Annotated in this window: 24 protein-coding genes; 15 read left to right on the top strand and 9 right to left on the bottom strand. The window is 30.3% G+C overall.

What is annotated here, in order from left to right; all coding sequences use genetic code 11:
* Window positions 1-47: 47 nt before the first annotated feature.
* From ACEW8E_RS09765 to ACEW8E_RS09745, 5 genes are all read left to right on the top strand, one after another.
* Entirely contained in the window at window positions 48-971 is a 924-nt protein-coding gene (locus tag ACEW8E_RS09765; protein ID WP_373480153.1) for a class I SAM-dependent methyltransferase, read from the top strand.
* Window positions 972-991: 20 nt separating this feature from the next.
* Window positions 992-1,537 carry a dTDP-4-dehydrorhamnose 3,5-epimerase gene (gene rfbC, locus ACEW8E_RS09760; protein ID WP_373480152.1) on the top strand — a complete coding sequence of 182 codons (546 nt, stop codon included), beginning with the start codon at window positions 992-994 and terminating at the stop codon, window positions 1,535-1,537.
* The gene (gene rfbD / locus ACEW8E_RS09755; RefSeq protein ID WP_373480151.1) at window positions 1,530-2,408 is read left to right on the top strand and encodes a dTDP-4-dehydrorhamnose reductase; all 879 of its coding nucleotides are present in this window, start codon (window positions 1,530-1,532) and stop codon (window positions 2,406-2,408) included. Before rfbC ends, rfbD begins: the two co-directional genes overlap by 8 nt.
* 138 nt (window positions 2,409-2,546) lie before the next feature.
* Window positions 2,547-3,620, top strand: coding sequence for a glucose-1-phosphate thymidylyltransferase (locus tag ACEW8E_RS09750; RefSeq protein ID WP_373480150.1), 1,074 nt, complete (start codon window positions 2,547-2,549; stop codon window positions 3,618-3,620).
* Between the two features lie 169 nt (window positions 3,621-3,789).
* Entirely contained in the window at window positions 3,790-4,077 is a 288-nt protein-coding gene (locus ACEW8E_RS09745; protein WP_373480149.1) for a YkvA family protein, read from the top strand.
* On the opposite strand, the gene ACEW8E_RS09740 is transcribed toward ACEW8E_RS09745, so the two are convergent.
* Entirely contained in the window at window positions 4,074-4,958 is an 885-nt protein-coding gene (locus ACEW8E_RS09740; protein WP_373480148.1) for a pentapeptide repeat-containing protein, read from the bottom strand. The two genes, ACEW8E_RS09745 and ACEW8E_RS09740, sit on opposite strands and share 4 nt — an antisense overlap.
* Before the next feature lie 340 nt (window positions 4,959-5,298).
* On the opposite strand from ACEW8E_RS09740, the gene ACEW8E_RS09735 reads away from it, so the two are divergent.
* Window positions 5,299-5,436 (top strand): hypothetical protein, encoded by a 138-nt coding sequence (locus tag ACEW8E_RS09735; RefSeq protein ID WP_373480147.1) that lies wholly within the window; start codon window positions 5,299-5,301, stop codon window positions 5,434-5,436.
* Between the two features lie 201 nt (window positions 5,437-5,637).
* Here the strand turns inward: ACEW8E_RS09735 and psb34 are convergent, their stop codons facing one another.
* Entirely contained in the window at window positions 5,638-5,814 is a 177-nt protein-coding gene (gene psb34, locus ACEW8E_RS09730) for a photosystem II assembly protein Psb34 (protein WP_373480146.1), read from the bottom strand.
* 184 nt (window positions 5,815-5,998) lie between these two features.
* Here psb34 and ACEW8E_RS09725 point away from each other — a divergent pair, with 184 nt between their 5' ends.
* The 3 genes from ACEW8E_RS09725 to ACEW8E_RS09715 all read left to right on the top strand — a co-directional run bounded on the left by ACEW8E_RS09725 (window position 5,999) and on the right by ACEW8E_RS09715 (window position 8,081).
* The gene (locus ACEW8E_RS09725; protein ID WP_373480145.1) at window positions 5,999-6,391 is read left to right on the top strand and encodes a DUF3119 family protein; all 393 of its coding nucleotides are present in this window, start codon (window positions 5,999-6,001) and stop codon (window positions 6,389-6,391) included.
* A gap of 120 nt (window positions 6,392-6,511) precedes the next feature.
* Window positions 6,512-7,807 carry a DUF3086 domain-containing protein gene (locus ACEW8E_RS09720; RefSeq protein ID WP_373480144.1) on the top strand — a complete coding sequence of 432 codons (1,296 nt, stop codon included), beginning with the start codon at window positions 6,512-6,514 and terminating at the stop codon, window positions 7,805-7,807.
* A gap of 4 nt (window positions 7,808-7,811) precedes the next feature.
* On the top strand, window positions 7,812-8,081 hold the full coding sequence (locus ACEW8E_RS09715) for a YciI family protein (RefSeq protein ID WP_373480143.1): 270 nt from the start codon (window positions 7,812-7,814) through the stop codon (window positions 8,079-8,081).
* Between the two features lie 57 nt (window positions 8,082-8,138).
* On the opposite strand, the gene ACEW8E_RS09710 is transcribed toward ACEW8E_RS09715, so the two are convergent.
* The 5 genes from ACEW8E_RS09710 to ACEW8E_RS09690 are packed head-to-tail and all read right to left on the bottom strand — an operon-like array spanning window position 8,139 to window position 13,009.
* The gene (locus ACEW8E_RS09710) at window positions 8,139-9,032 is read right to left on the bottom strand and encodes a PhzF family phenazine biosynthesis protein (RefSeq protein ID WP_373480142.1); all 894 of its coding nucleotides are present in this window, start codon (window positions 9,030-9,032) and stop codon (window positions 8,139-8,141) included.
* 34 nt (window positions 9,033-9,066) lie between these two features.
* Window positions 9,067-10,317 (bottom strand): competence/damage-inducible protein A, encoded by a 1,251-nt coding sequence (locus ACEW8E_RS09705; protein WP_373480141.1) that lies wholly within the window; start codon window positions 10,315-10,317, stop codon window positions 9,067-9,069.
* 46 nt (window positions 10,318-10,363) lie between these two features.
* Window positions 10,364-11,500: an esterase-like activity of phytase family protein gene (locus tag ACEW8E_RS09700; protein ID WP_373480140.1), complete on the bottom strand. Its 1,137-nt coding sequence runs from the start codon at window positions 11,498-11,500 to the stop codon at window positions 10,364-10,366.
* A gap of 53 nt (window positions 11,501-11,553) precedes the next feature.
* A complete protein-coding gene (locus ACEW8E_RS09695) occupies window positions 11,554-12,162 on the bottom strand; it encodes a GerMN domain-containing protein (protein WP_373480139.1) in 609 nt (202 codons plus the stop codon).
* A gap of 55 nt (window positions 12,163-12,217) precedes the next feature.
* Complete coding sequence (locus ACEW8E_RS09690) at window positions 12,218-13,009, bottom strand: DUF2993 domain-containing protein (protein WP_373480138.1); 792 nt, start codon at window positions 13,007-13,009, stop codon at window positions 12,218-12,220.
* 248 nt (window positions 13,010-13,257) lie between these two features.
* On the opposite strand from ACEW8E_RS09690, the gene ACEW8E_RS09685 reads away from it, so the two are divergent.
* A complete protein-coding gene (locus ACEW8E_RS09685) occupies window positions 13,258-15,735 on the top strand; it encodes an EAL domain-containing protein (RefSeq protein WP_373480137.1) in 2,478 nt (825 codons plus the stop codon).
* 179 nt (window positions 15,736-15,914) lie between these two features.
* Here the strand turns inward: ACEW8E_RS09685 and cbiB are convergent, their stop codons facing one another.
* Both cbiB and ACEW8E_RS09675 read right to left on the bottom strand, forming a co-directional pair.
* Window positions 15,915-16,874: an adenosylcobinamide-phosphate synthase CbiB gene (cbiB, locus tag ACEW8E_RS09680; RefSeq protein ID WP_373480136.1), complete on the bottom strand. Its 960-nt coding sequence runs from the start codon at window positions 16,872-16,874 to the stop codon at window positions 15,915-15,917.
* A gap of 17 nt (window positions 16,875-16,891) precedes the next feature.
* The gene (locus ACEW8E_RS09675) at window positions 16,892-17,335 is read right to left on the bottom strand and encodes an RrF2 family transcriptional regulator (protein WP_373480135.1); all 444 of its coding nucleotides are present in this window, start codon (window positions 17,333-17,335) and stop codon (window positions 16,892-16,894) included.
* Window positions 17,336-17,561: 226 nt separating this feature from the next.
* On the opposite strand from ACEW8E_RS09675, the gene ACEW8E_RS09670 reads away from it, so the two are divergent.
* The 5 genes from ACEW8E_RS09670 (at window position 17,562) to pyrF (ending at window position 21,347) form a co-directional block, all read left to right on the top strand.
* Window positions 17,562-17,933: an AbrB family transcriptional regulator gene (locus ACEW8E_RS09670; protein WP_373480134.1), complete on the top strand. Its 372-nt coding sequence runs from the start codon at window positions 17,562-17,564 to the stop codon at window positions 17,931-17,933.
* A 272-nt stretch (window positions 17,934-18,205) separates the two neighbouring features.
* Window positions 18,206-19,744 (top strand): bifunctional phosphoribosylaminoimidazolecarboxamide formyltransferase/IMP cyclohydrolase, encoded by a 1,539-nt coding sequence (gene purH / locus ACEW8E_RS09665; protein ID WP_373480133.1) that lies wholly within the window; start codon window positions 18,206-18,208, stop codon window positions 19,742-19,744.
* Window positions 19,745-20,135: 391 nt separating this feature from the next.
* Window positions 20,136-20,261 carry a hypothetical protein gene (locus ACEW8E_RS09660; protein WP_373480132.1) on the top strand — a complete coding sequence of 42 codons (126 nt, stop codon included), beginning with the start codon at window positions 20,136-20,138 and terminating at the stop codon, window positions 20,259-20,261.
* Complete coding sequence (locus ACEW8E_RS09655; RefSeq protein WP_373480131.1) at window positions 20,261-20,506, top strand: type II toxin-antitoxin system RelE/ParE family toxin; 246 nt, start codon at window positions 20,261-20,263, stop codon at window positions 20,504-20,506. The genes ACEW8E_RS09660 and ACEW8E_RS09655 overlap by 1 nt, the downstream gene beginning before the upstream one ends.
* Window positions 20,507-20,648: 142 nt before the next feature.
* A complete protein-coding gene (gene pyrF, locus ACEW8E_RS09650) occupies window positions 20,649-21,347 on the top strand; it encodes an orotidine-5'-phosphate decarboxylase (RefSeq protein WP_373480130.1) in 699 nt (232 codons plus the stop codon).

Genomic DNA, 21,347 nt, shown 5'->3' with positions numbered 1-21,347 from the left:
GTTATTAGATAACAATTGACAATATATTGTTGATTAAATGTGAGATTATGACAGTAATAACTAGCAAATCAGATAACAACCTTTCCACTAAATTAATTAATGGATTACTTAGTATTAAACCCCTGATGGAATTTGCGAAAACAAGGGCGCGTAATATGATTATTAAACGTGCGAATCTCATTGGTGTCAAGTGGGAAGATAATGTAAAAAATCTTCAAAATCATGATTGGCAACAAGAAATTAAAACCGTAGAAAATCCTGATATTATATATCCTGACTATTATCTCACCTCTTTTCACGCCTATGATAAAGGTAACATGAGTTGGGAAGCCGCTTGGGAATTAGAATCCGCCGCTTATAGTGTTCACTCTACCATTTATTCTAAAACTCCTCAAGTTGATGGGGATGGTAATTTAAGAAAAAATTATCATGAAGTGTTACTTTCAGAAATTCCCTTTTATCCTGAAAATATCTTAGATTTTGGTTGTGGTGTTGGCTTAAGTACATTTGCCTTACAAGAAAATTATCCCCATAGTAATATCTCTGGTTTAGATTTATCGCCTTACTTTTTAGCCGTAGCAAACTATCAAAGTAAGAAAAAAAATAAGTCAATAAATTGGATTCATAACGCCGCTGAATCGAATAACTTAAATCCAGAATCTTTTGATTTAATTTCTAGTTTTTTGATGTTTCATGAATTACCCCAAACCGCCGCCGAAAATATTATTTTATCTGCTAGTAAATTAATCAAAAAAGGAGGTTATTTTGGCATTATGGATATGAATCCCCAATCAGATAATTATCAAAAAATGCCTCGTTATGTGCTAACTTTATTAAAAAGTACCGAACCTTATTTAGACGAATATTTTAGTTTAGATATAAACTCTATTTTTCTTAAATATGGTTTTTCTAATCCCAAAATTATTACTATAAGTTCTCGTCATCGTGCTATTATTGCTCAAAAAATTTAGTATTTTATCACCTTAAAAATATGAAGATTATTGCTACAAAAATCCCAGAAGTTTTAATAATTGAGCCTCAAGTTTTTGGCGATGATAGAGGCTTTTTTTTTGAAAGTTTTAACGCTAAATCTTGGCAGGAAAAAACAGGTTTAAATATTAATTTTGTCCAAGATAATCATTCCCGTTCTCAACAAAATGTATTAAGAGGATTACATTATCAAATTCAACAACCTCAAGGTAAATTAGTAAGAGCAGTAGTGGGAGAAATTCTTGATATTGCTGTAGATATTCGTAAATCTTCCCCTACTTTTAGGCAATGGATAGGAGAAGTTTTAACTGCCGAAAATAAAAAACAATTATGGATACCTGAAGGGTTTGCTCACGGTTTTTTAGTGTTATCAGAAAATGCCGAGGTATTGTATAAAACTAATAATTTTTATGCCCCAGAATATGATAGATCAATTCGCTGGAATGATCCAGATATTGCTATTAATTGGAATTTAAAAATAACTCCTTTACTATCTAATAAAGATAAAAATGCACCCCTATTAAAAGATGCAGAAATTTATGACTAAAATTCTATTATTTGGAAGTCAAGGACAAGTTGGAACAGAATTGACTTATACTTTATCATTATTAGGAGAGTTAATTCTCGTAAATCGTCATGTACTAGATTTAACAAATTATCAGCAAATTAGAGATATTATTCAACAAATAAAACCAAATATTATCGTTAATGCTACTGCTTATACCGCCGTAGATAAAGCCGAATCAGAAATAGAATTAGCCTATCAAATAAATGCGATCGCACCAAAAATAATGGCAGAAGAAAGTAATAAAATAGGCAGTAAATTAATTCATATTTCTACAGATTATGTTTTTGATGGAAAATCAAATCTTCCTTATTTAGAAACAGATTTAACTAATCCTTTAGGTGTTTATGGCAAAAGTAAATTAGAAGGAGAAGAAAATATAAGAAAAAATACCGATAATTATATTATTCTTAGAACTTCATGGGTTTATGGTCATTATGGGAAAGGAAATTTTGTTAAAACTATGATTAGATTAGGTAAAGAAAGAGAACAAATAAAAGTAGTAATTGATCAAATTGGTTGTCCTACTTATGCTCAAGATATAGCAATATTTATTAATAAAATTATCTCACAATTTGGTGACGAAAACAACATTAAAAAACTATATCATTTTACTAATTTAGGAGTTTGTAGCTGGTATGATTTTGCCGTAAATATTTTTAATCAAGCACAAAAATTAGGTTATAATTTAAAAGTTAAAGAAGTTTTACCTATTTTAACCTCAGAATATCCCACGGCGGCAAAACGTCCCCCTTATTCAGTTTTAAATACCCGTAAAATTAGCCAAGATTTAGATTGTTTTCCCTCCCATTGGCAAGATTCTTTAAATCAATATTTTATGAAACTTAATTAACCTTAATTATTAGCAAAAATTCTGATATTAATTCAGTCTTTTAATGTTATTAATTACTTAATTATTTTAGTTCGTAAGGACATAATAGATTATTAAATTTCCATTAAGTTGACAAACAGAAAAAATAAGTTATCATTTATGAAAGCATTAATTTTATCCGGGGGAAAAGGTACAAGGTTACGTCCTCTCACTTATACAGGGGCAAAACAGTTAGTACCCGTTGCCAATAAGCCCATTCTGTGGTACGGTATTGAAGCCTTAGTTAGTGCAGGAATTACAGACATAGGTATTATTATCAGCCCAGAAACTGGCACAGAAATCGAACGAAAAACAGGAGATGGTAGCCTTTTTGGGGCAAATATTACTTATATACGGCAAGATAGCCCCGACGGTTTAGCCCATGCCGTGAAAATTGCTCAACCTTTTCTGGGTGATTCTCCTTTTGTGATGTATTTGGGCGATAATTTAATTGCTGACGATTTAATTCAATATTTAGAAGAATTTAAAGAAAAAAATTTAGATGCTTTAATTCTCCTTAGAAAAGTATCTAATCCTTCTGCCTTTGGTGTTGCTACGGTTAATGAAAAAGGAGAGGTTTTAGAATTAGTTGAAAAGCCCAAAAATCCTCAATCAAATTTAGCATTAGTTGGTATTTATTTCTTCTCTCCTAGTATTCATAATGCCATCGCAAATCTAAAACCTTCTGCTAGAGGGGAATTAGAAATAACCGATGCAATTCAATGTTTGTTAGAAAATCAAAAATTAGTTTCTGCACGGCAACTAAAAAATTGGTGGTTAGATACAGGTAAAAAAGATGATTTATTAGAAGCTAATCGCATTATTTTAGATACTAATTTAACCTCAGAAAACTTAAGCACAATTGAGGAAAATAGTCAAATAATTGGCAGGGTAAAAATAGGAAAAGATACAAAAATTATTAATTCAACTATTAGAGGACCTGTTATTATTGGAGAAAATTGTACCTTAGAAAACTGTTTTATTGGCCCTTATTCAAGTATTGCTGATAATGTGAAATTAACCGAAACAGACTTAGAACATAGCGTAATTTTAGAATCCGCAGAAGTGCTAGGTATTCAGCAACGAATTGTGGATAGTGTTATCGGGCAAAGGGCAAAAATTCATCTTGCTTTAAAACGTCCAAAAGCATTTAGTTTTATGATTGGAGATGATTCACAAATAGAATTAACTTAGGTTTTTTTCCTGAATTAAAACTATAAAAAATTATTCGTATTAACCCTAAATATAGTTAACTAAAATATCATAATTTGAAACAATACAAGGGGGGAAAACTGTACTAAAAATATCTTTTCTTCTCCTGTTAATGGGTTATGATAAAAGAACATTAATTATCTTATCAATAATGAAATTTAATCTTCAATCTCTTTACGGTTTTTATCGCAATGCTATTCGTAACCCAAAATATCGTAATTGGATTATTTTAGGTACATTAATTTACGTTTTAAGCCCTTTTGATATTTCTCCTGATTTTTTCCCTTTAGCAGGACAAATTGACGACTTTTTCTTATTATCAATTATGTTAACAGAGGTTTCTCAAATGCTTATTAATAGCGTCAAAAATAAAAAAGATACCTATACAGAAAATGAAACAAAAAACACTGTAGATGTAGATGCGGTTTCTATGGATTAAATTAAAGAAGAATAATTAAAGTTATTATTGACTTCAAAATTTATGATTCGGTGTAATGTTTCTGGTAAAATCGCCCTTTCTAAAAAAGAATTATTTAGGTTAGTTTTATCTAAATTTACACCACTCAAATTAGTTTGAGATAAATTAGTTTTATCTAAAATTGCCTCCGTTAAATCTGCTTTTTCTAAATCCGCACCCTGTAAATTTGCACCTCTTAAATCTGCACCACGAAGGTTAACTTTGCACAACCGTGCTTCTCTTAAGTTTGCACCCTGTAAGTTAGCTTCTTGAAAATTTGCACCGCTCAATCTTGCACCATACAGATTAGCTTCACTTAAGTTACTTTTACTTAAATTAACTTCTTTCATAAAAGATCTAGTAAAATTAGCTTGATAACCAGAAGATTCTCTCATATTTGCACCACTTAATCTTGCTTCCTGAAAATTACTCCAATTGAGGTTACTTTTCATCATATTTGCACCTCTTAGATTAATTCTGTAAGCTGATGCACCACATAAAATTGCTTCTGTTAAATCACTTTTTGCTAAATTACCATGACTGAGATTTGCACCGCTTAATTGACTTTTGATAAATTGCGATCGCACCATAAAAGCACCAGTTAAATTAGCCTTAGTTAAATCAGCATAATTGAAAATAGCTTCACTTAATTTAGCATAGGTGAAATCACTCCAATTAAGTTGACTATGAGTAAAATTAGATTTTGTCAAAAAAGCACGATTGAAGTTAATCCCAATTAATTTTGAGCCATGTAAATCAAGGGCAACTAAAACTGATTTTGCCAAATCAACACTTTGTAGCTTAATCTGCGGAAATTCACGAATTCCTTGCTCATATTGTCGTAAAAATTGGGATACTTTCATCTTTTTTTACCTCTATCAACCTCATCAATATTTAATCTATTATTATTTCATTTTCTGTAAAGAAAAATACTAAATAAAAATAAATTAACTTAACTGTCATTCTAATTCTAATACTAAAGAACCCTGAAAATACTTGGGATTGTAATTACTCTTAATAAATATTTTATAATCTTCACTAAATCTTTTTGAATATAGATCAGAGTATCGCAATAGATCTGTTCCTCTGTCAACTTTTGATTATCATAAGTTAATAATTTTTCATTAGTAAATAACTAATATATAATTGAGTAACAGAACTTAAAGAAACTTAAACAAAATAAATATTAAAGATATAAAGGAAATGGAAAGAAAAAAATTAGTCGCAGTAATTACGGGGATAATTTCAGTTTTATTAGGTGTTGTTTATCTAGTATTAGTACAATTACTAGACTATCGGGGAGGGATGATTCCTGCACCTTTATCCTTTATTTTATGGTAAATATTATTTCTCTAGTCAACAATGTTTTTTTTCGACATTAGAGGTAATTTTCCCTTCGATTTTAATACTCAATAAAGTAGTTTTATTAATAATACAACAAATAATTTTTATGATTTTTTATCCTTTAAATAAACTTACTAAAACTCAAAAATAAGTAAACCACTGAGGAGTTAAATCGTAACCCCTCTATGGACTATTTTTTTAAACATTAGAAGCCATCACGGCAATGGCAATTACACCACTAACGAGAATTATCCCTAAAACTCCAAGAATTAAATAGTTATTTTTTTCTTTTGTACTAGGTGCTTGAGCTTGATAAACTTTAGGTTCATTGGCAAAATTATTAAGTCTGCCTCCATCTTCTGTGGTATATGGCATATATTTAACCTCTTATAATTAACTGTGTGAAATTATAGTATATTAGTCAATAATTTACAATTATATTTAAAAAATGTATCGATTAAAAATCTATTGTTAAAAAAAATGTATTAATGTTAATTAATGTTAAAAATTACTATACAATAAGAGATTATCTTAAATAAATCTTTTAATAAAAAAAGACATGAAAAGCACTATTTCAACTTCTAATAGCATCACTTTAGCGCCTAATTATAATATTCCTATAGTAATCATAATCGGCGGTATTGCTTTAAGTTTATGGTTATGGATAATCGGATTAGTTGTTACTGTTTTTGGTGTGTTTTTATTAATTCAAGCAAATCTAATTAAACTCACATTTACCCCTGTTAGTTTAGACGTTTATCGAGGAGAAAAAAAAATCAAAACCTTTCCTTATAGTGAATGGGAAAATTGGGTAATATTTTGGCAACCTGTACCAATTTTGTTATACTTTAAAGAAGTCAAAAGTATTCATTTTTTACCCATTATCTTTGATGTAAATACTTTAAGAGAATGTTTAGAAAAATATTGTTCTCAAAACAATAAACTAGATTAAATTAAAATTTTATACCTTTTTCAATAACTACAAGAATTGACTTGATTTAATAAATTCTTGATTATTTTTTGATAATGAATCATCAAAATAGCTTATTTATAAACAACTATAGAAATTATTATGTCTGAAAATCGCAAAAAAAATCAAATAAAAAATACTAATTTAGAAAATTTTGACGATGAAGATTTGTGGGAAATACAATCAAAAAAAGAAGATAATATTAATAAATCTTCAGAATTAGAGATGACAGCAGATTTAAGAGAAAACTTATCTTTAGAATTGCCTATTAATAATCAAGAAGTTGATTCCATCAATGAAAATTTAGCTTTTGAAAATATAACTGAAACTAAAGAATTAGAAGAGAAAAATATTGAATTATTACAACAAGAAAATATTAACTATATCCCTGAAAATCAAGAAGAAAAATCGATAATCTCATCATTAGAATTAGAGGAAAAAATAGAACTAAATAGTGATAATAAATCTGATACTTTAATAACAGAAATAACCGTCTTAGAACAGAAAAAACAAGAATTAATAAATCAACAAGAAACTATGATTTCTAGCATTAATTTATTAATTCAAGAAGGGTTAAAAGAGTTAGAAGAAAAAAAACAAAACCTAGAATTAACTATCCAAAAATTAGAGCGTAGAAAGGAAAGAATTGAACAAGAAATGAAGAGTACTTTCTCAGGAGTTTCTCAAGATTTATCTATTCGAGTACAAGGTTTTAAAGATTATCTCGTTGGTAGTTTACAAGATTTAGCCGCCGCCGCCGAACAATTAGAGTTATCTAATACTTCTTCTCAATCATGGGAAACCCCTTCGGTTTCTACTCCCTTACAAAATAATAATCCTAATCCTAATTTTGTCGAAAACAATTTTCAGGGGGAAACTCGACAAATTCGCAGTTTAATCAATCAGTATCGCACAAAACCTGATTATTATGGTTCACCTTGGCAATTACGGCGTACTTTTGAACCTATCCACGCCGAAAGAGTTGCTGAATGGTTTTTTACTCAAGGAGGGCGAGGTGCTTTACGCAGTATGGGTACTCGGTTACAAAATATTCTTATCGCTTCAGCTATTATGTCCATTCTCTATCAATTATATGGCGATCGCAGTCGGATGTTGATCTTAACGGATACTCCAGAAAGACTAGGAGAATGGCGCAGAGGTTTACAAGATTGTTTAGGTATTTCTCGCAGTGATTTTGGTACTAATCGTGGTGTAATACTACTTGAAACATCTGAGTCTTTAATTCAAAAAGGCGATCGCATTGTGGAAGAAAAAGATTTACCCTTTATAATCATGGATCAAAGCGATGATAAAGTCAGTCTTTCCCTGTTAAAATTTCCTTTATGGTTAGCCTTCGCAGCAGATCAAACAAATAAATCCTCTAATTATTATTATTAAAATAATGGCAAAATATATTTTATTCGGAAGTTATTGTGACAATGCCTTAGAAAAAAGAACACCCTATCGTGAAGCACATTTAGAAGGATTAGGCAAACAAAAAGAGGCAGGAATTTTAATTACTTTAGGTCCAACAAAAGATAATACAAAAGTATTTGGGATTTATGAGGCTGAAAACGAACAAATAGTTAAAAATTTAATTGAATCTGATCCTTATTGGCTAAATGGTATTTGGACAGATTATGAAGTGAAAGAGTGGATTCAAGCATTTTAGCATAAAGGGTAAAGGGTAAAGGGTAAAGGGCAAAGGTAAATTCCTAATTCCTAATCATTAAATAGTTAAAATTCCTTCGGTGATAATTACCGATTCACCCTTAACTTTTATCTGGGTAATTTGATCATCTTTTTTACAAGCACTAGCTATAATTTTACTGGGACGATTAATCTCGAAACCTTGCTCAATTAGCCATTGCCAATTACCTTCTTTTTCTGGTTGATAAGTAGCTAAATAAGCTGCAAAAGCCGTTGCCGCCGAACCAGTGGCTGGATCTTCTGTTATATTTAAACTAGGGGCAAACATTCTCACTCTCCATTGAAATTCATTCACCTGATAACAAGGATAAACATGGGGAGTATCATGATTAGATAAGGTTTTTTGCCACGAGGTTAAATCAATTTTTGCCTTACTTAAAGCCGAAATACTGTTAAGGGGGATAATTAAAAACGGTAAACCACAAGAAACTCCTTGAGGAGTATATTTATCGCTAAAATCTTCCTTTGATAAGGATAAAACCTCTGCTAAATCAGATTTTGAAGGAATATTCGGGAAAAATTCAGGAGGATTAGGTGCTATTAATTCTGTGGCGATAACTTCATTATATTTACAATAAATGGTAACAGGAACATTGCCAACTTTTTCTTCTAAGATAATTTCGGTAACATCATCGGTTAAGTCTATCATCCCTAAGTATGCTAACAGAAAAGCCGTTCCAATGGTGGGATGTCCAGCAAAAGGAATTTCACCTCCTGGGGTAAAAATTCGTAGCTTAAAGTTAGCTTCAGGATTACTAGGAGGAAAGACGAAAACTGTTTCAGAAAAATTAAATTCTTTGGCAATATTTTCCATCATTTCTGAAGATAATTCCTCTAAAATATGAGGAAATACTGCTAATTGATTACCGCTAAAAGGTTTATTTGTAAAGACATCCAGAGTGTAAAATTTCATAGTAAATAACTGATAACTAAATTTTCTTCTACTTCTAATTAGCCAATAATTCCCGACGCAATTTATCTAAAGCGTAACAACTGGTAAGGTATCTTATGACTTCTCTACCTCGCTTTTCTCCTAGTCGAAATTCATAGCTTTCTACTTCTTTGTCTGGATTGGCGATCGCCACATACACTAAGCCAACGGGTTTATTTTCCGTAGCACCCCTAGGACCCGCTATACCTGTAACTGAAATACTCCAATTAGTGTTGAATTTTGCTTGAATACCTTTAGCCATCTGTCGTGCTACGATAGCCGAAACTGCACCATATTCCGTTAAAAATTCTTCTAAAACCCCTAATTGTTGGATTTTGATGTGATTACTATAGGCAATGATTCCGCCCATAAAATAACTCGAACTTCCGCTAACTTCTGTTAACATTGAACCTAAACCGCCGCCAGTGCAAGATTCTGCTACACTCAAGGTTTCCCCTCTTTCTAACAAGATTTTTCCCACCACCGAAGCAATGGTATCATGATCATAACCGAAGTAATCTTCTCCAGCGATGTCTTCAATTTCTTTAGCCACAGGGAGGATTAATTTTTCTGCGGTGTCAGAATTTTTAGCCTTTGCCGATACTCGCAATTTTACCTCTCCCATAGAAGCATAAGGCGCAACGGTAGGATTCGTTAGAGAGAATAAATGATTAACTTTTTCTGCCAAAGCCGATTCACCGATACCTCGAAAACGCATCATGCGACTGTAAATAATTTCTTCTCCCCATCCCTGACTTTTAAGGAAAGGTATGGCAGTATCACGCCACATTTGTTTCATTTCTGAAGGTACACCGGGGAAAGTGAAAATAGTTAAATTAGGGATAGGTTGCCATATTATACCCGGAGCAGTACCTGTTAAATTAGGTAAAATATCAGCAGATTGAGGAATTAGTGCTTGTTTACAGTTATTAACTGTCATTTGTCTTCCTCTTTCGGCAAATTTCTTGGTTATATCTTCTATTATTTCTTGTTTTTCTTCTAAAGGAGTTTCAAAAAAAGTTGCGATGGCTTCTGTAGTTAAATCGTCAGGAGTTGGCCCTAAACCTCCAGTAAAAATGATGATTTGAGAACGTTTTGAGGCGATTTTTATTACTTCATGAATGCGAGATAAATTATCCCCTACAACACTTTGATAATAGTGAGAAATACCTAATTTGGCTAATTCTTGAGCTAAAAATTGAGCATTACTATTAAGAATATCACCTAATAATAATTCTGTCCCGATACAAATAATTTCTGCTGTCATAGTAATAGTAAATAGTGAATAGTTGATGACTGAAAACTGAGTACTTTTAAGTTAATTTGAAGAGCAAAAATTGATTTTTTTGTTTACCATCTTTAGCAAAATTATTATCACTAACCATGATTAAACTTTGACTACCATCTGCTAAACGAGGGCCAAAAGTTAAACCTTCTAAGTTATCTAACTTTATACCTAACTTTTGTAAATCTAAAACTAATTTTTTGCGAATCGGAGTAATATTATTTATCTCTCCTGCTAAACTTTTTTGATTAGAAATATCTGAAGCATTAGCCATAACTAATTGATAAATTTTAACACCATATCCTCTTAAACCAAAAGTTCTTTCTAAACTTAATAAATAACCTTCTTGAGGTAAACTTAATAAATCAGAAATACCGTTATAAAGTGTCCCTAAAATGGGATTATCGATAATGTATAAATGTTCCCCTATTAGTACAGGATCGCCAAAAGGATTAATTACATAGTGCATTAACCTTGATCTTAATACAGTTTCAGGATTATTGAGATCAACATCTTGTACTAAAGCTGATTCAGTAGCGGTAAATAATCTAAAGGGATCTTGAGCCATTGTACCATTACTTTTGATGGTTAAAGATTCAAAACCAAGATTATTTTCGATGCCTTTTTTTTCACCTTCTTTTGTTATATATCTTTGGGGTATTCTTAAAGCACTTTTAAAGTTACCATCTAAATCATATTCATTAATAAATGGTGGAATATTTTGTTTAAAAACTCCTTCACTACTGATAAATAAAGTATTTCTTGGGCTAAAAGCTATCCCTTCTGTATCAGATGTATTTTCACTATAAATTTTTCCTTCTTTATTCTTTAAAAAAGTTACACTTTCGATATTAATATCATTAATTTTATTTTTATTTATATCTATTTTTAAAGTATAAAAACGAGCAGGAGATAAATTTGATCTATCATCAGAAATACTATAAAAAACATCTTTCTTTGGGTTATAGGTTATGCCAGAAAAACCACCAATAACACTTTCTTTATAAGTAGTTTCTGTTAAATTATACTCTCCTAAAAATTCTAATTTTAAATCTAAAAATACTCTATTTTCAGCTAAAGCAGTTAAATTATAAAAGCCAAAAATTAACAAGAAACAAGATAAAAAGACAGCAAAAAATCTATTTTTTTTAATGGTAATAATCATTATATAAATGGGTTTAAAAAAATCAATATCAAAATTTTATTACTAGAATAAAATTAATTAGGAAAAGACTCAATAAATATATCTCTAGTCATGGGTTGCTCTACCATTAACCCTTCTTCCCCTAAAATATCTAAAGGTTTACCATCGACATTTATCCACACATTAACATTAGGATTAAGACTACTAGCAGTATAAACTATTTGTCCTAAACGTCCAATCATGGAAGCACTACCGCCTCCTGTGGTAAATTCTGAGGATAAATCAATGTGAATGCCATCTTCTTTGACGGTTAAACTCATTAATTTGGTATTTTCAGGAATAGCGGAAGTTAAATTATTACTATTTAAACCTGTTAATAATGTGTTAAAAGCAATGGTTAAAGATTCTTGAGGATTTTCAATTTTATCTATGTTTATATCAACAGTATTAGGTATAATTTTTAACTCCTCATTGAGTCCATATATTTCAATTTTTTGTTGATTATTATTACTATTATTATCAGGATTGGGTATAGTTTCTGTAGGTTTATTATCTTGATTTTTTACCTCTAAATTATTATAAGCATACCAAGCGCTGATAGTACCTAAAGCCAAAATAGTAGTCACTAAAGCCGCAATGGTTTTAGTCGATAAAAAGGAGTTTGAATTTTTATTTTCTTTCATAGTTTTACAATTTTATTTGATAATTCTTTGTTTTTTTATAATTAATAATTTTGCATTAATTTACCTTATCTAAATCAGGTTTTAGATGAACAAAACCAGCAATTTCTAATTTATCTTTATCGGTGTTTAATTGCAAAATTCTCATAGTAATACCAGATTTTTCTAAATTTCGTAAACTTAACTGAGTATTTATGTTATCAGCAAAACCTTGTAACAATTTAGATGACAGTTGTCTATTATTTAAAGTTCCTTGAAGGTCTTTAATTATAAGTGTATGACCTTTTTTTAACTCCATACTTAATTCTAAATGAACATTTAAGATTTCTTCTCCTCGGATAGGTAATTTTATTTTTGAGTCTAAAAAAATGCGGTTATTCGGCTGTAAATTAAACGCTAAATCTAATAATTCAAAATCTGATTGACTAGAATTTCCTGTGGATTTGCTAATAATTGATTGCACAGGAGGAGACATAATTATCTTGTTTAAATCATTCTCCGTCATCACCATACGCCAACCAATATTAACGGGAGATTTTAAGGCTTTTTGCCAATTATTCGCCGTAATTCCTTTAATTTCTCGTAAATTCAGTTTTAATCTATCTCCTTCTAACTCTAACAAATCCAATTTAAGATAAGGAGTTACTTGCCATTGCTTAAGACTCAGTTGAATAGAATCAGTTTCTCCTTTCAGTAGTTGGTGAGTCGGAATGCTATTGACTCTTACATTAACCTCTTCAATACTTTCTGATTTATTACGAATAATTGAGGTTAAAGAATTATTAAGAACAAAACCGCTTACAGAGAACAGAGACATTATAATGGTAGTAAAGATAACAAAAATTTCCATATTTGATCAACGATTAAATTATTTAAAACTATACCCCAATCAACCTTATTAATTTTAATTCACATTATTTGAAGTTAAAAATATAAATTTTAGGTAAAAGTAAATTTTAAATAATAACTATTATTCAATCTTATTTTAATTCAATTTTATAAGCAATAAAAATTTTTATCAATTAATATTTTCAATTATGAAAAGGAGGCTATTTTAACAAGATTTATTTATTTAATAAAAATAACAAATGTGTAATTATGGACTTAATGGTTAAAGACAAAAAAGGTGTTAGAATATTGAGTGAAACAAAAAGTTCTTATGTGATTTATGCCGTTGATGATCAACGAATTAATTTAGATTTGATTACCGTTTTTCTGAAAAATAAAGGATTTAAAGTTTTCACGGAAACAGACATTATTAAAGCGATAAAAGAAATAGATACAATTTGTCCTGATTTAATTTTATTAGATGTTTTAATGCCTGATTTAAGCGGTTTTGATGCTTGTAACTTATTAAAGTCTTTTCCTCGCACAAAAGATATTCCTATTATTTTTTTAACCTCTTTAGATGAAACGGCAGATAAGGTAAAAGGTTTAGAATTAGGTGCAGTAGATTACTTAACCAAACCTGTACAATTTTCTGAGTTATTATCAAGAATTAATAGTTGTTTAAAAATCAGTCAATTAACTAAATATTTACAAGAAAAAAATAACCTTTTAGTTCAAGAAATTTATAAGAGAAAAAAAGCACAATTAGCTTTAAAAAATAGTGAAGACAGATTAAAAACTATTATTAATAATAATCTCAACGGCATGATTGTTATTGATTACGAAGGAAAAATTTTATTTCTCAATTCAGAAGCTGAAAAATTATTTAACCGTGAAAAGAATCAAATGTTTGGAGAAATTTTAGGAATACCCCTAGAATTTGATACAATTACTGAATTAGAAATACCACGTTCTTATGAAGAATTAATTACAGTTGAAATGAGAGCTGTACCTATTATTTGGAATGATAATAATGCCTTTTTAATTTCTTTTTTTGACATTACAGAACGAAAAAAAATGGAGGAAAAACTAAAAATATTATTCCAAGCATCCGAACAAAGTCCAGCATCAATTATCATAACAGATATTGAAGGAAATATCGAATATGTTAATCCTAAATTTGAAGCAGTTTCAGGATATAAAGGAGAAGAAATAATCGGCAAAAATCCTCGTATTCTTAAATCAGGACATACAAGTGATAATGATTATAAAAATCTTTGGGAAAGTTTAAAAAAAGGAAAAGAATGGCAAGGAGAATTTCATAATATCAAAAAAAATGGTGAATTATATTGGGAAAAAGCCTTAATTTCTCCTATTTTTAACTCTGCTGGTGTTATCACTCATTATATGGCAGTTAAAGAAGATATAACAGAAAAAAAACAACAAGATATTTTATTACAATATCAAGCAAAATATGATCATTTAACAAAAATTCCTAACCGTAATTATGCCTTAGAAAAAGTTAATTATCTCTTAAATCAAGCTACAGAAACCCAGAGTAATTTAGGATTAATGTTTCTCGATTTAGATCATTTTAAAGAAGTTAATGACAGTTTAGGCCATGATTTTGGAGATGAGTTACTTATTCAAGCCACCGAGAGGATGAAAAAGGCTTTACGCAATACAGATTTATTGGCTAGATTAGGAGGAGATGAATTTTTAATTGCCATTCCTTGTATTGAAAAATTTAGTGATTTAGAAGTTATTACCAAAAAAATTATTGATTTATTACAGTTACCTTTTGATATTTTTAATCATCAAGTATTTATTTCTGCAAGTATCGGAATTACTGTTTTTCCTCATGATGGGAATAATTTAAAACAACTAATTCGTAACGCAGATTTAGCTATGTATGAAGCGAAAAAAAATGGGCGTAATCAGTTTAAATTTTATCAGTATCATATGAGTAAAATCGAGATTAATAAAACTAATATAGAAAAGAATTTTCATGAAGCATTAGCCAATAATGAATTTAAAATATTATATCAACCAATTGTGGAGTTAAAAACCCAATTAATTAATAGTGCTGAGGCTTTAATTCGTTGGGAAAATAAAGATTTAGGTTTAATTTATCCTGAAAAATTTATCCCTCTTTTTGAAAATAATTCTCTGATTTTTACCTTAGAAAATTGGTTATTAAAATCTGTTATAGAAGATATAAAAACTTGGAAAGAAATCAAAAATATTCCCATTAGTCTTAATTTATCTGAATTTGAATTTGAAGATCAAAATATCATGAATAAATTAATTAATTCCATACCTAATAATCAACTTAAAAATAATAATATACAAATAGAAATAAAAGAAGATATGTTATTAGAAAGAAAACATTTATTAAACAGTATTTTTAAGGACATATCCGCTTTAAATATTGAGTTATGTTTAGATAATTTTGGTATTGGTTTTTCTTCTTTAACTAATCTACATAAATTTAGTTTTAATTCTTTAAAAATTGATCAATCTTTGATTCATAATTTAGGAGAAGATAAAAAAGCACAAAAGTTAGTAAAATCTATTATTGCGGCAGCGAAAGTCTTAAATATTAAAACTATTGCTAAAGGAATAGAAGTTAAAGAACAATTAGATATTCTCAATGAATTAGAATGTAATTATGGGCAAGGTTACTTTTTTTCTCAACCTTTATCAGCAGTTAATTTTGTACAATATCTTTTAAAACAACAAAAATAAATAAATGAGATTCTATTACTTCTTTTCGTGATAAATTTTTCCTTAAAAAAGGTGTCAGGTATCAGGTGTCAGGCTATAACAAATTTAATTGTTAATTCTTATAATCTTTATAGTGCCAACTTTATAAACGTTTATTTTATCTAAATTTATCATAACTACTGTAGAAGAGCCATAAATGATTATAAAAAATTAATAAGTCTTAAGATTAAAGTAGCGATAAAAAGCCATAATAAAAAACAAAATCTAGTTAACAATAATGCTTTTTGAATAATATTTTCATCAATTTTATGAATAGATTTACCTAATAATGGTTTAAATTTTTTCTCCCCTTGATAAGTATTTTCTCCCCCTAATTGTACTCCTAAAATAACAGCATAAATTCCCTCACTCCAGCCTGAATTAGGACTAGGATCTATGATTGCATACTTTCGACATTCATTAATTTTATTAATAACATCTCCTGAAATCACCCCAAGAGTTAAAACCGTTAAGCGACAAGGAAACCATGTTATGTAATCCTCTAATTTAGCACTAAACCAACCTATATCCTTAAAAGGTTCTTTTTTGTAACCTATCATAGAGTCTAATGTACTTAATGCTTTATAGGCGATGGCAAAAGGCACACAACCAATAACAGGGATAAATACACCTAACAAAGCATAAAATAAAGGTGCGGTAACGCCATCTATAGTATTTTCTGCCACAGTTTCTAAAATAGCGCGCAAAACCTCATCAGTCGATAAAATATCAGTGTCTCTACCCACATAAAAACTAAGACGATAACGCGCAGTGAGTAAATCATCTTTTCTGAGGTATTGTAAAACGTCTTCTGCTGCACACCGTAAACTTTTTCCAGCAAAACAACTAGCTAATAAAATAACTTGTAGAATAATCCCTAAATAAATATTAATTTTGGTGGCAATATCAATTAGTAACCAAGTCAAAGCGCCACTACCAAAAACTAAACCAACGCCAAGAATAACTCCTGCAATTTTTCGTAGTAATTTATTATCAGTATTATTGACAATAAAATTAGTATAACTATTAATAATCCATCCCATTAATTGTACAGGATGAATCCAACCCCAAGGATCACCAATTAAAAAATCTAAAATAGACGCAAAATAAACAATTAACAATTCAATGAGAAATTAATTTAAACAATAAAATTATTATCTTCACCATAAGAGGCTTGACGACTACGAGCATCATAATATAAATCAGCTAAAGTTATACTATAAATTGCCTCTTTCAACTTATTATTTAACTGTCGCCATAAACAAATTGTCACCCAATCTTCAGCTAAATCACTATCTTGATTATAATTAGGTAAAGGCTCAATTTTATCTCCTACCGCTACGAGAATATCCCCTAAAGAAATATCCTCTGGAGAAAAAGCTAATTGATAACCACCATGCGCACCTCTGACGGATTTGATTAATCCTGCTTGACGAATTTTGATTAATATTTTTTCCAAATAAGGTGCCGGTAAATTTTGACGACTAGCAATAGTATTAACTGAAATAGGTAAATAATTAGGTTGAAGACTCAAATCTAATAATGCTTTAACAGCATAATGCCCTTTTGTCGTTAATTTCATGAAGTTATTATAGCTTTTGTGAGTATCTACTGACGGTAAGAATCTTTAAATAATTAACAAATAACAATTATCAATTATCAATTCCTCATTTCTTTAAGATTAAGTTTAGTAAAAAAAGTTAAATTTTGCTATATTAGTATATGATAGTTGATGAACAAAAAATTAAAAACTATTTAGGCTATTAATTTAAAATAGTTTGTTTGAAATTTAGTAAAATAAAAAATAAATGGCAAGTAAAAAACAACAACCCTTAATCGGAAAAGACTTACTCAAAACCGTAAAAAAATTAGGTAACGCATCTCGAGAAGAAAAAGCCATTGAATGTGGTTATTATACTCTTGGAGATAATGGACAAAAAAGAGTTAGTATGGTTAAATTTCTCAATGCTTTAATTGAAGCCGAAGGAATTAGTCTTGATAACGAAACTTCTATTGATAGTAAAAAAAGAGGCAGAAGTGCTAATTATCGCATTAACGTACAATCTAATGGTAATTTGTCCATAGGTAAAGCCTATACCGATAAAATGGGTTTAAAACCGGGGGATGAATTTGAGGTTGTTTTAGGGAGAAAAAATATTCATCTTAAACAAGTAGAGTAGAGGATAGTTAATTAAAAATTTTATGGCGAGATATAAAAAATAAATATCGGCAAAATATAAGTAGAAGCGTGAATTTTACGTTTCTCTAAATCTTAAACTAACACCAATTTATTTTTAAATATTCTCCCATAGATAATAGATAATTCTATAATTATTTCTACCATCTATAACCTCTAAACTTTCCTTTCTTCTCCATTTTATCTTAAGTGTTAAACTCAGGGCAAAATCTTAGTATAATAAGAGAGAAAAATCATCAAAAATAAAAGCTCATAATGACAGGTTTAGCCTTATTAAGTGTATCGGATAAAACAGGAATAGTAAAATTAGCCAAAATTTTAGTTACAGAATTTAACTTTCAAATTGTCAGTAGTGGTGGCACAGCGAAAACTTTACAATCCGCTGGTATTCCCGTTACTAAAGTTAGTGATTATACTCAATCCCCTGAAATTTTAGGAGGAAGAGTTAAAACTTTACATCCTCGTATTCATGGCGGTATCTTAGCAAGATTAGAATTAGAATCCCATCAACAAGATTTAATTGCTAACGAAATTCGCCCTTTTGATTTAGTCGCCGTTAATTTATATCCCTTTGAAAAAACTATTGCTCAAGAAGATTGTACTATAGAAGAAGCTATAGAGCAAATAGACATCGGAGGTCCAGCTATGGTGAGAGGGAGTGCGAAAAACTATGCTCATGTCACTATTTTAACTAATCCTGCTCGTTATGATGATTATTTGACCCAATTGCGAGAAAATCAAGGAAAAACTACCCTCGAATTTCGTCAAGCCAGAGCCATTGAAGCCTTTGCAATGACAGCAAGTTACGATCAAGCTATTTGTCGTTATTTTGCCCACATTAACCCTGAATCTGCCGATTATTATGGTATTGGAGGAGAAAAAATAGCTACTTTACGTTACGGGGAAAATCCTCATCAAAAAGCCAGTTGGTATCAAAACGGAAGGGAAGCTAAAGGTTGGGCATCGGCGAATCAATTACAGGGTAAAGAGTTAAGCTATAATAACTTAGTTGATATGGAAGCCGCTAGAAGAATTATTGCTGAATTTCCCAGTAACGAACCTGCTGCGGTAATTCTTAAGCACACAAATCCTTGCGGTGTAGCCGTGGGTGACACTCTTTTTGAGGCGTATCAAAAGGCTTATAATGCTGATTCAGTGTCAGCTTTTGGTGGTATTGTGGCGTTAAATCAACCCCTCGATGCGCCGACAGCTCAAGCCATGAGTAAAATATTTTTAGAGTGTATTGTTGCCCCTGATATTACCGAAGAAGCCGCGTCTATTCTAGCCAAAAAATCTAACCTTCGAGTATTGTTATTATCAGATTTTAACTCCACTACTCAGGATAACATTAAAGCCATCGCTGGAGGATTTTTAATTCAAGAAAACGATTTAGCCTTAGAATTACCCGAAGCATGGCAAATTGTCACAGAGAAACAACCCACAGAAACACAGCTACAAGAATTATTATTTGCATGGAAAATCGTTAAACACGTCAAATCCAATGCCATCGTCATCAGCAAAAACCGTACTACTCTTGGCATAGGGGCCGGACAAATGAACCGAGTGGGCTCAGTGAAAATTGCTTTAGAACAAGCAGGAGAGCATTCTCATGGTGCATTTTTAGCTAGTGATGCGTTTTTCCCTTTTGATGATTCCGTCCGCACTGCTGCTGAAGCTGGTATCTGTAGTATTATTCAGCCGGGAGGCTCAATCCGTGATGAAGATTCCATCAAAGCCGCCAATGAATTGGGTTTAGTGATGGTATTTACTGGGATACGTCATTTCTTACATTAATTGATTTTGCCTCTAAATCCCCAACTATGGGGACTTTTATTTCCATTTATTTGTAGAAGTAGCACAATGAAACATTTTAAAATGAAGAATGATAACATTAAATATATAACATTTTTATATAAGTTGTAAGAAAATGACAAGGTTAATTTCCCCCACAATTAGGGGTTAGTGGCGATAATTCTCAAACCTTTACATATTATCTATTTTTCTTCTGCCCTCTGCTATATTATTATCAAAAAATACTCAGATAATTAAAATTATGAATGCCTATAAAAAATATTTAACAATTAATGATAATCAACAATTAATTTTGTCAAATTTACCATTTAATCCAGGGCAAAAAGTAGAAGTAATTATATTGCCTTAAGAAGATAAAGAAATAGCAAAAAAAATGGCTGAATTAAAACATAAAATAGATATTGGTACTCAACAAATTGAAGAAGAGAAAGTTATTGATGGAGAGATATTTTTTCAGCAAATAAAAACAGAACTTCAAGAAAATTATGGGGTAGAATAATGGCTATCGGCAGTTATAATTTTTCTGAAGAAGCTATTAAAGATTTAAAAGAAATTTGTGACTATGTAGCAAAAATTAATCCTCAATCTGCAAGTAACTTGTTTGATAGTATCAGGAATAAATGTAAATTAGTAGCTAATTTTCTAAATTTAGGTAAAAATTATCATAAACTTAAACCTAGTTTAAAAGGTTTTTTTGTTGATGATTATATTATTTTTATTATCCTCAAACTAATGGAATTATAATTGTAAGAGTTGTTAATGGTTACAGAGATTTAGAAAAATTCTTCACAGAATAATTCTTAAATATTTTTAAATTTACTCTAAAACATTAAAATTTCTATCTATTTCTGAAAATAAATTTACAAGTCTTTATCAAAATATAACTATGGATCAAGATAAAATTATTGTACCTCTGGATGTTCCTGATTTAGATTCGGCGATCGCATTAATCAAATTATTACCAGAAGTGAGTTTTTGGAAAGTGGGATTAGAATTATTTGTAGCCACAGGTCCAGATATACTCAAATTTTTAAAAGACGAAAACAAACAGATATTTCTGGATTTGAAATTTCATGACATCCCCAACACCGTTAAAAGTGCCACCCAATCAGCATTAAAACATCAAGTTGACTTATTAACTATTCATGCCACCGCAGGTAGAGAAGCCTTAAATGCCGCCTCTGAAGTCGTAAAAAATAGTGGTGATACCCGTCTCAAATTGTTAGCCATTAGTGTTTTAACTAGCATTAATAGCCGACAATTAGCTTTTGACCTCAAAATTCCCCTAGAGTTACCTGAATATGCCTTAAATAACGCCCTAATGGCGAAAGAGTGTGGCATTCATGGTGCTGTGTGTTCTCCCCATGAAGCACAAAAATTGAAAGAAGTATGCGGAAAAGATTTCTTATTAGTATGCCCCGGAGTCCGTCCTTCATGGGCGATAGCAGGAGATCAACAACGAATTATGACTCCAAAAAAAGCATTACAACAAGGTGCTGATTATCTTGTCATCGGTCGTCCTATTACCCAAGCACAAAATCCTCCCGAAGCATGGAGTAAAATTATAAAGGAAATTGAGAATTAA

The sequence above is a fragment of the Geminocystis sp. genome, assembly GCF_041753295.1.
Taxonomy (GTDB): domain Bacteria; phylum Cyanobacteriota; class Cyanobacteriia; order Cyanobacteriales; family Cyanobacteriaceae; genus Geminocystis.
The sequence above is the reverse complement of the archived record's forward strand: the minus strand, read 5'-3'. Positions and strand labels throughout refer to the sequence as shown.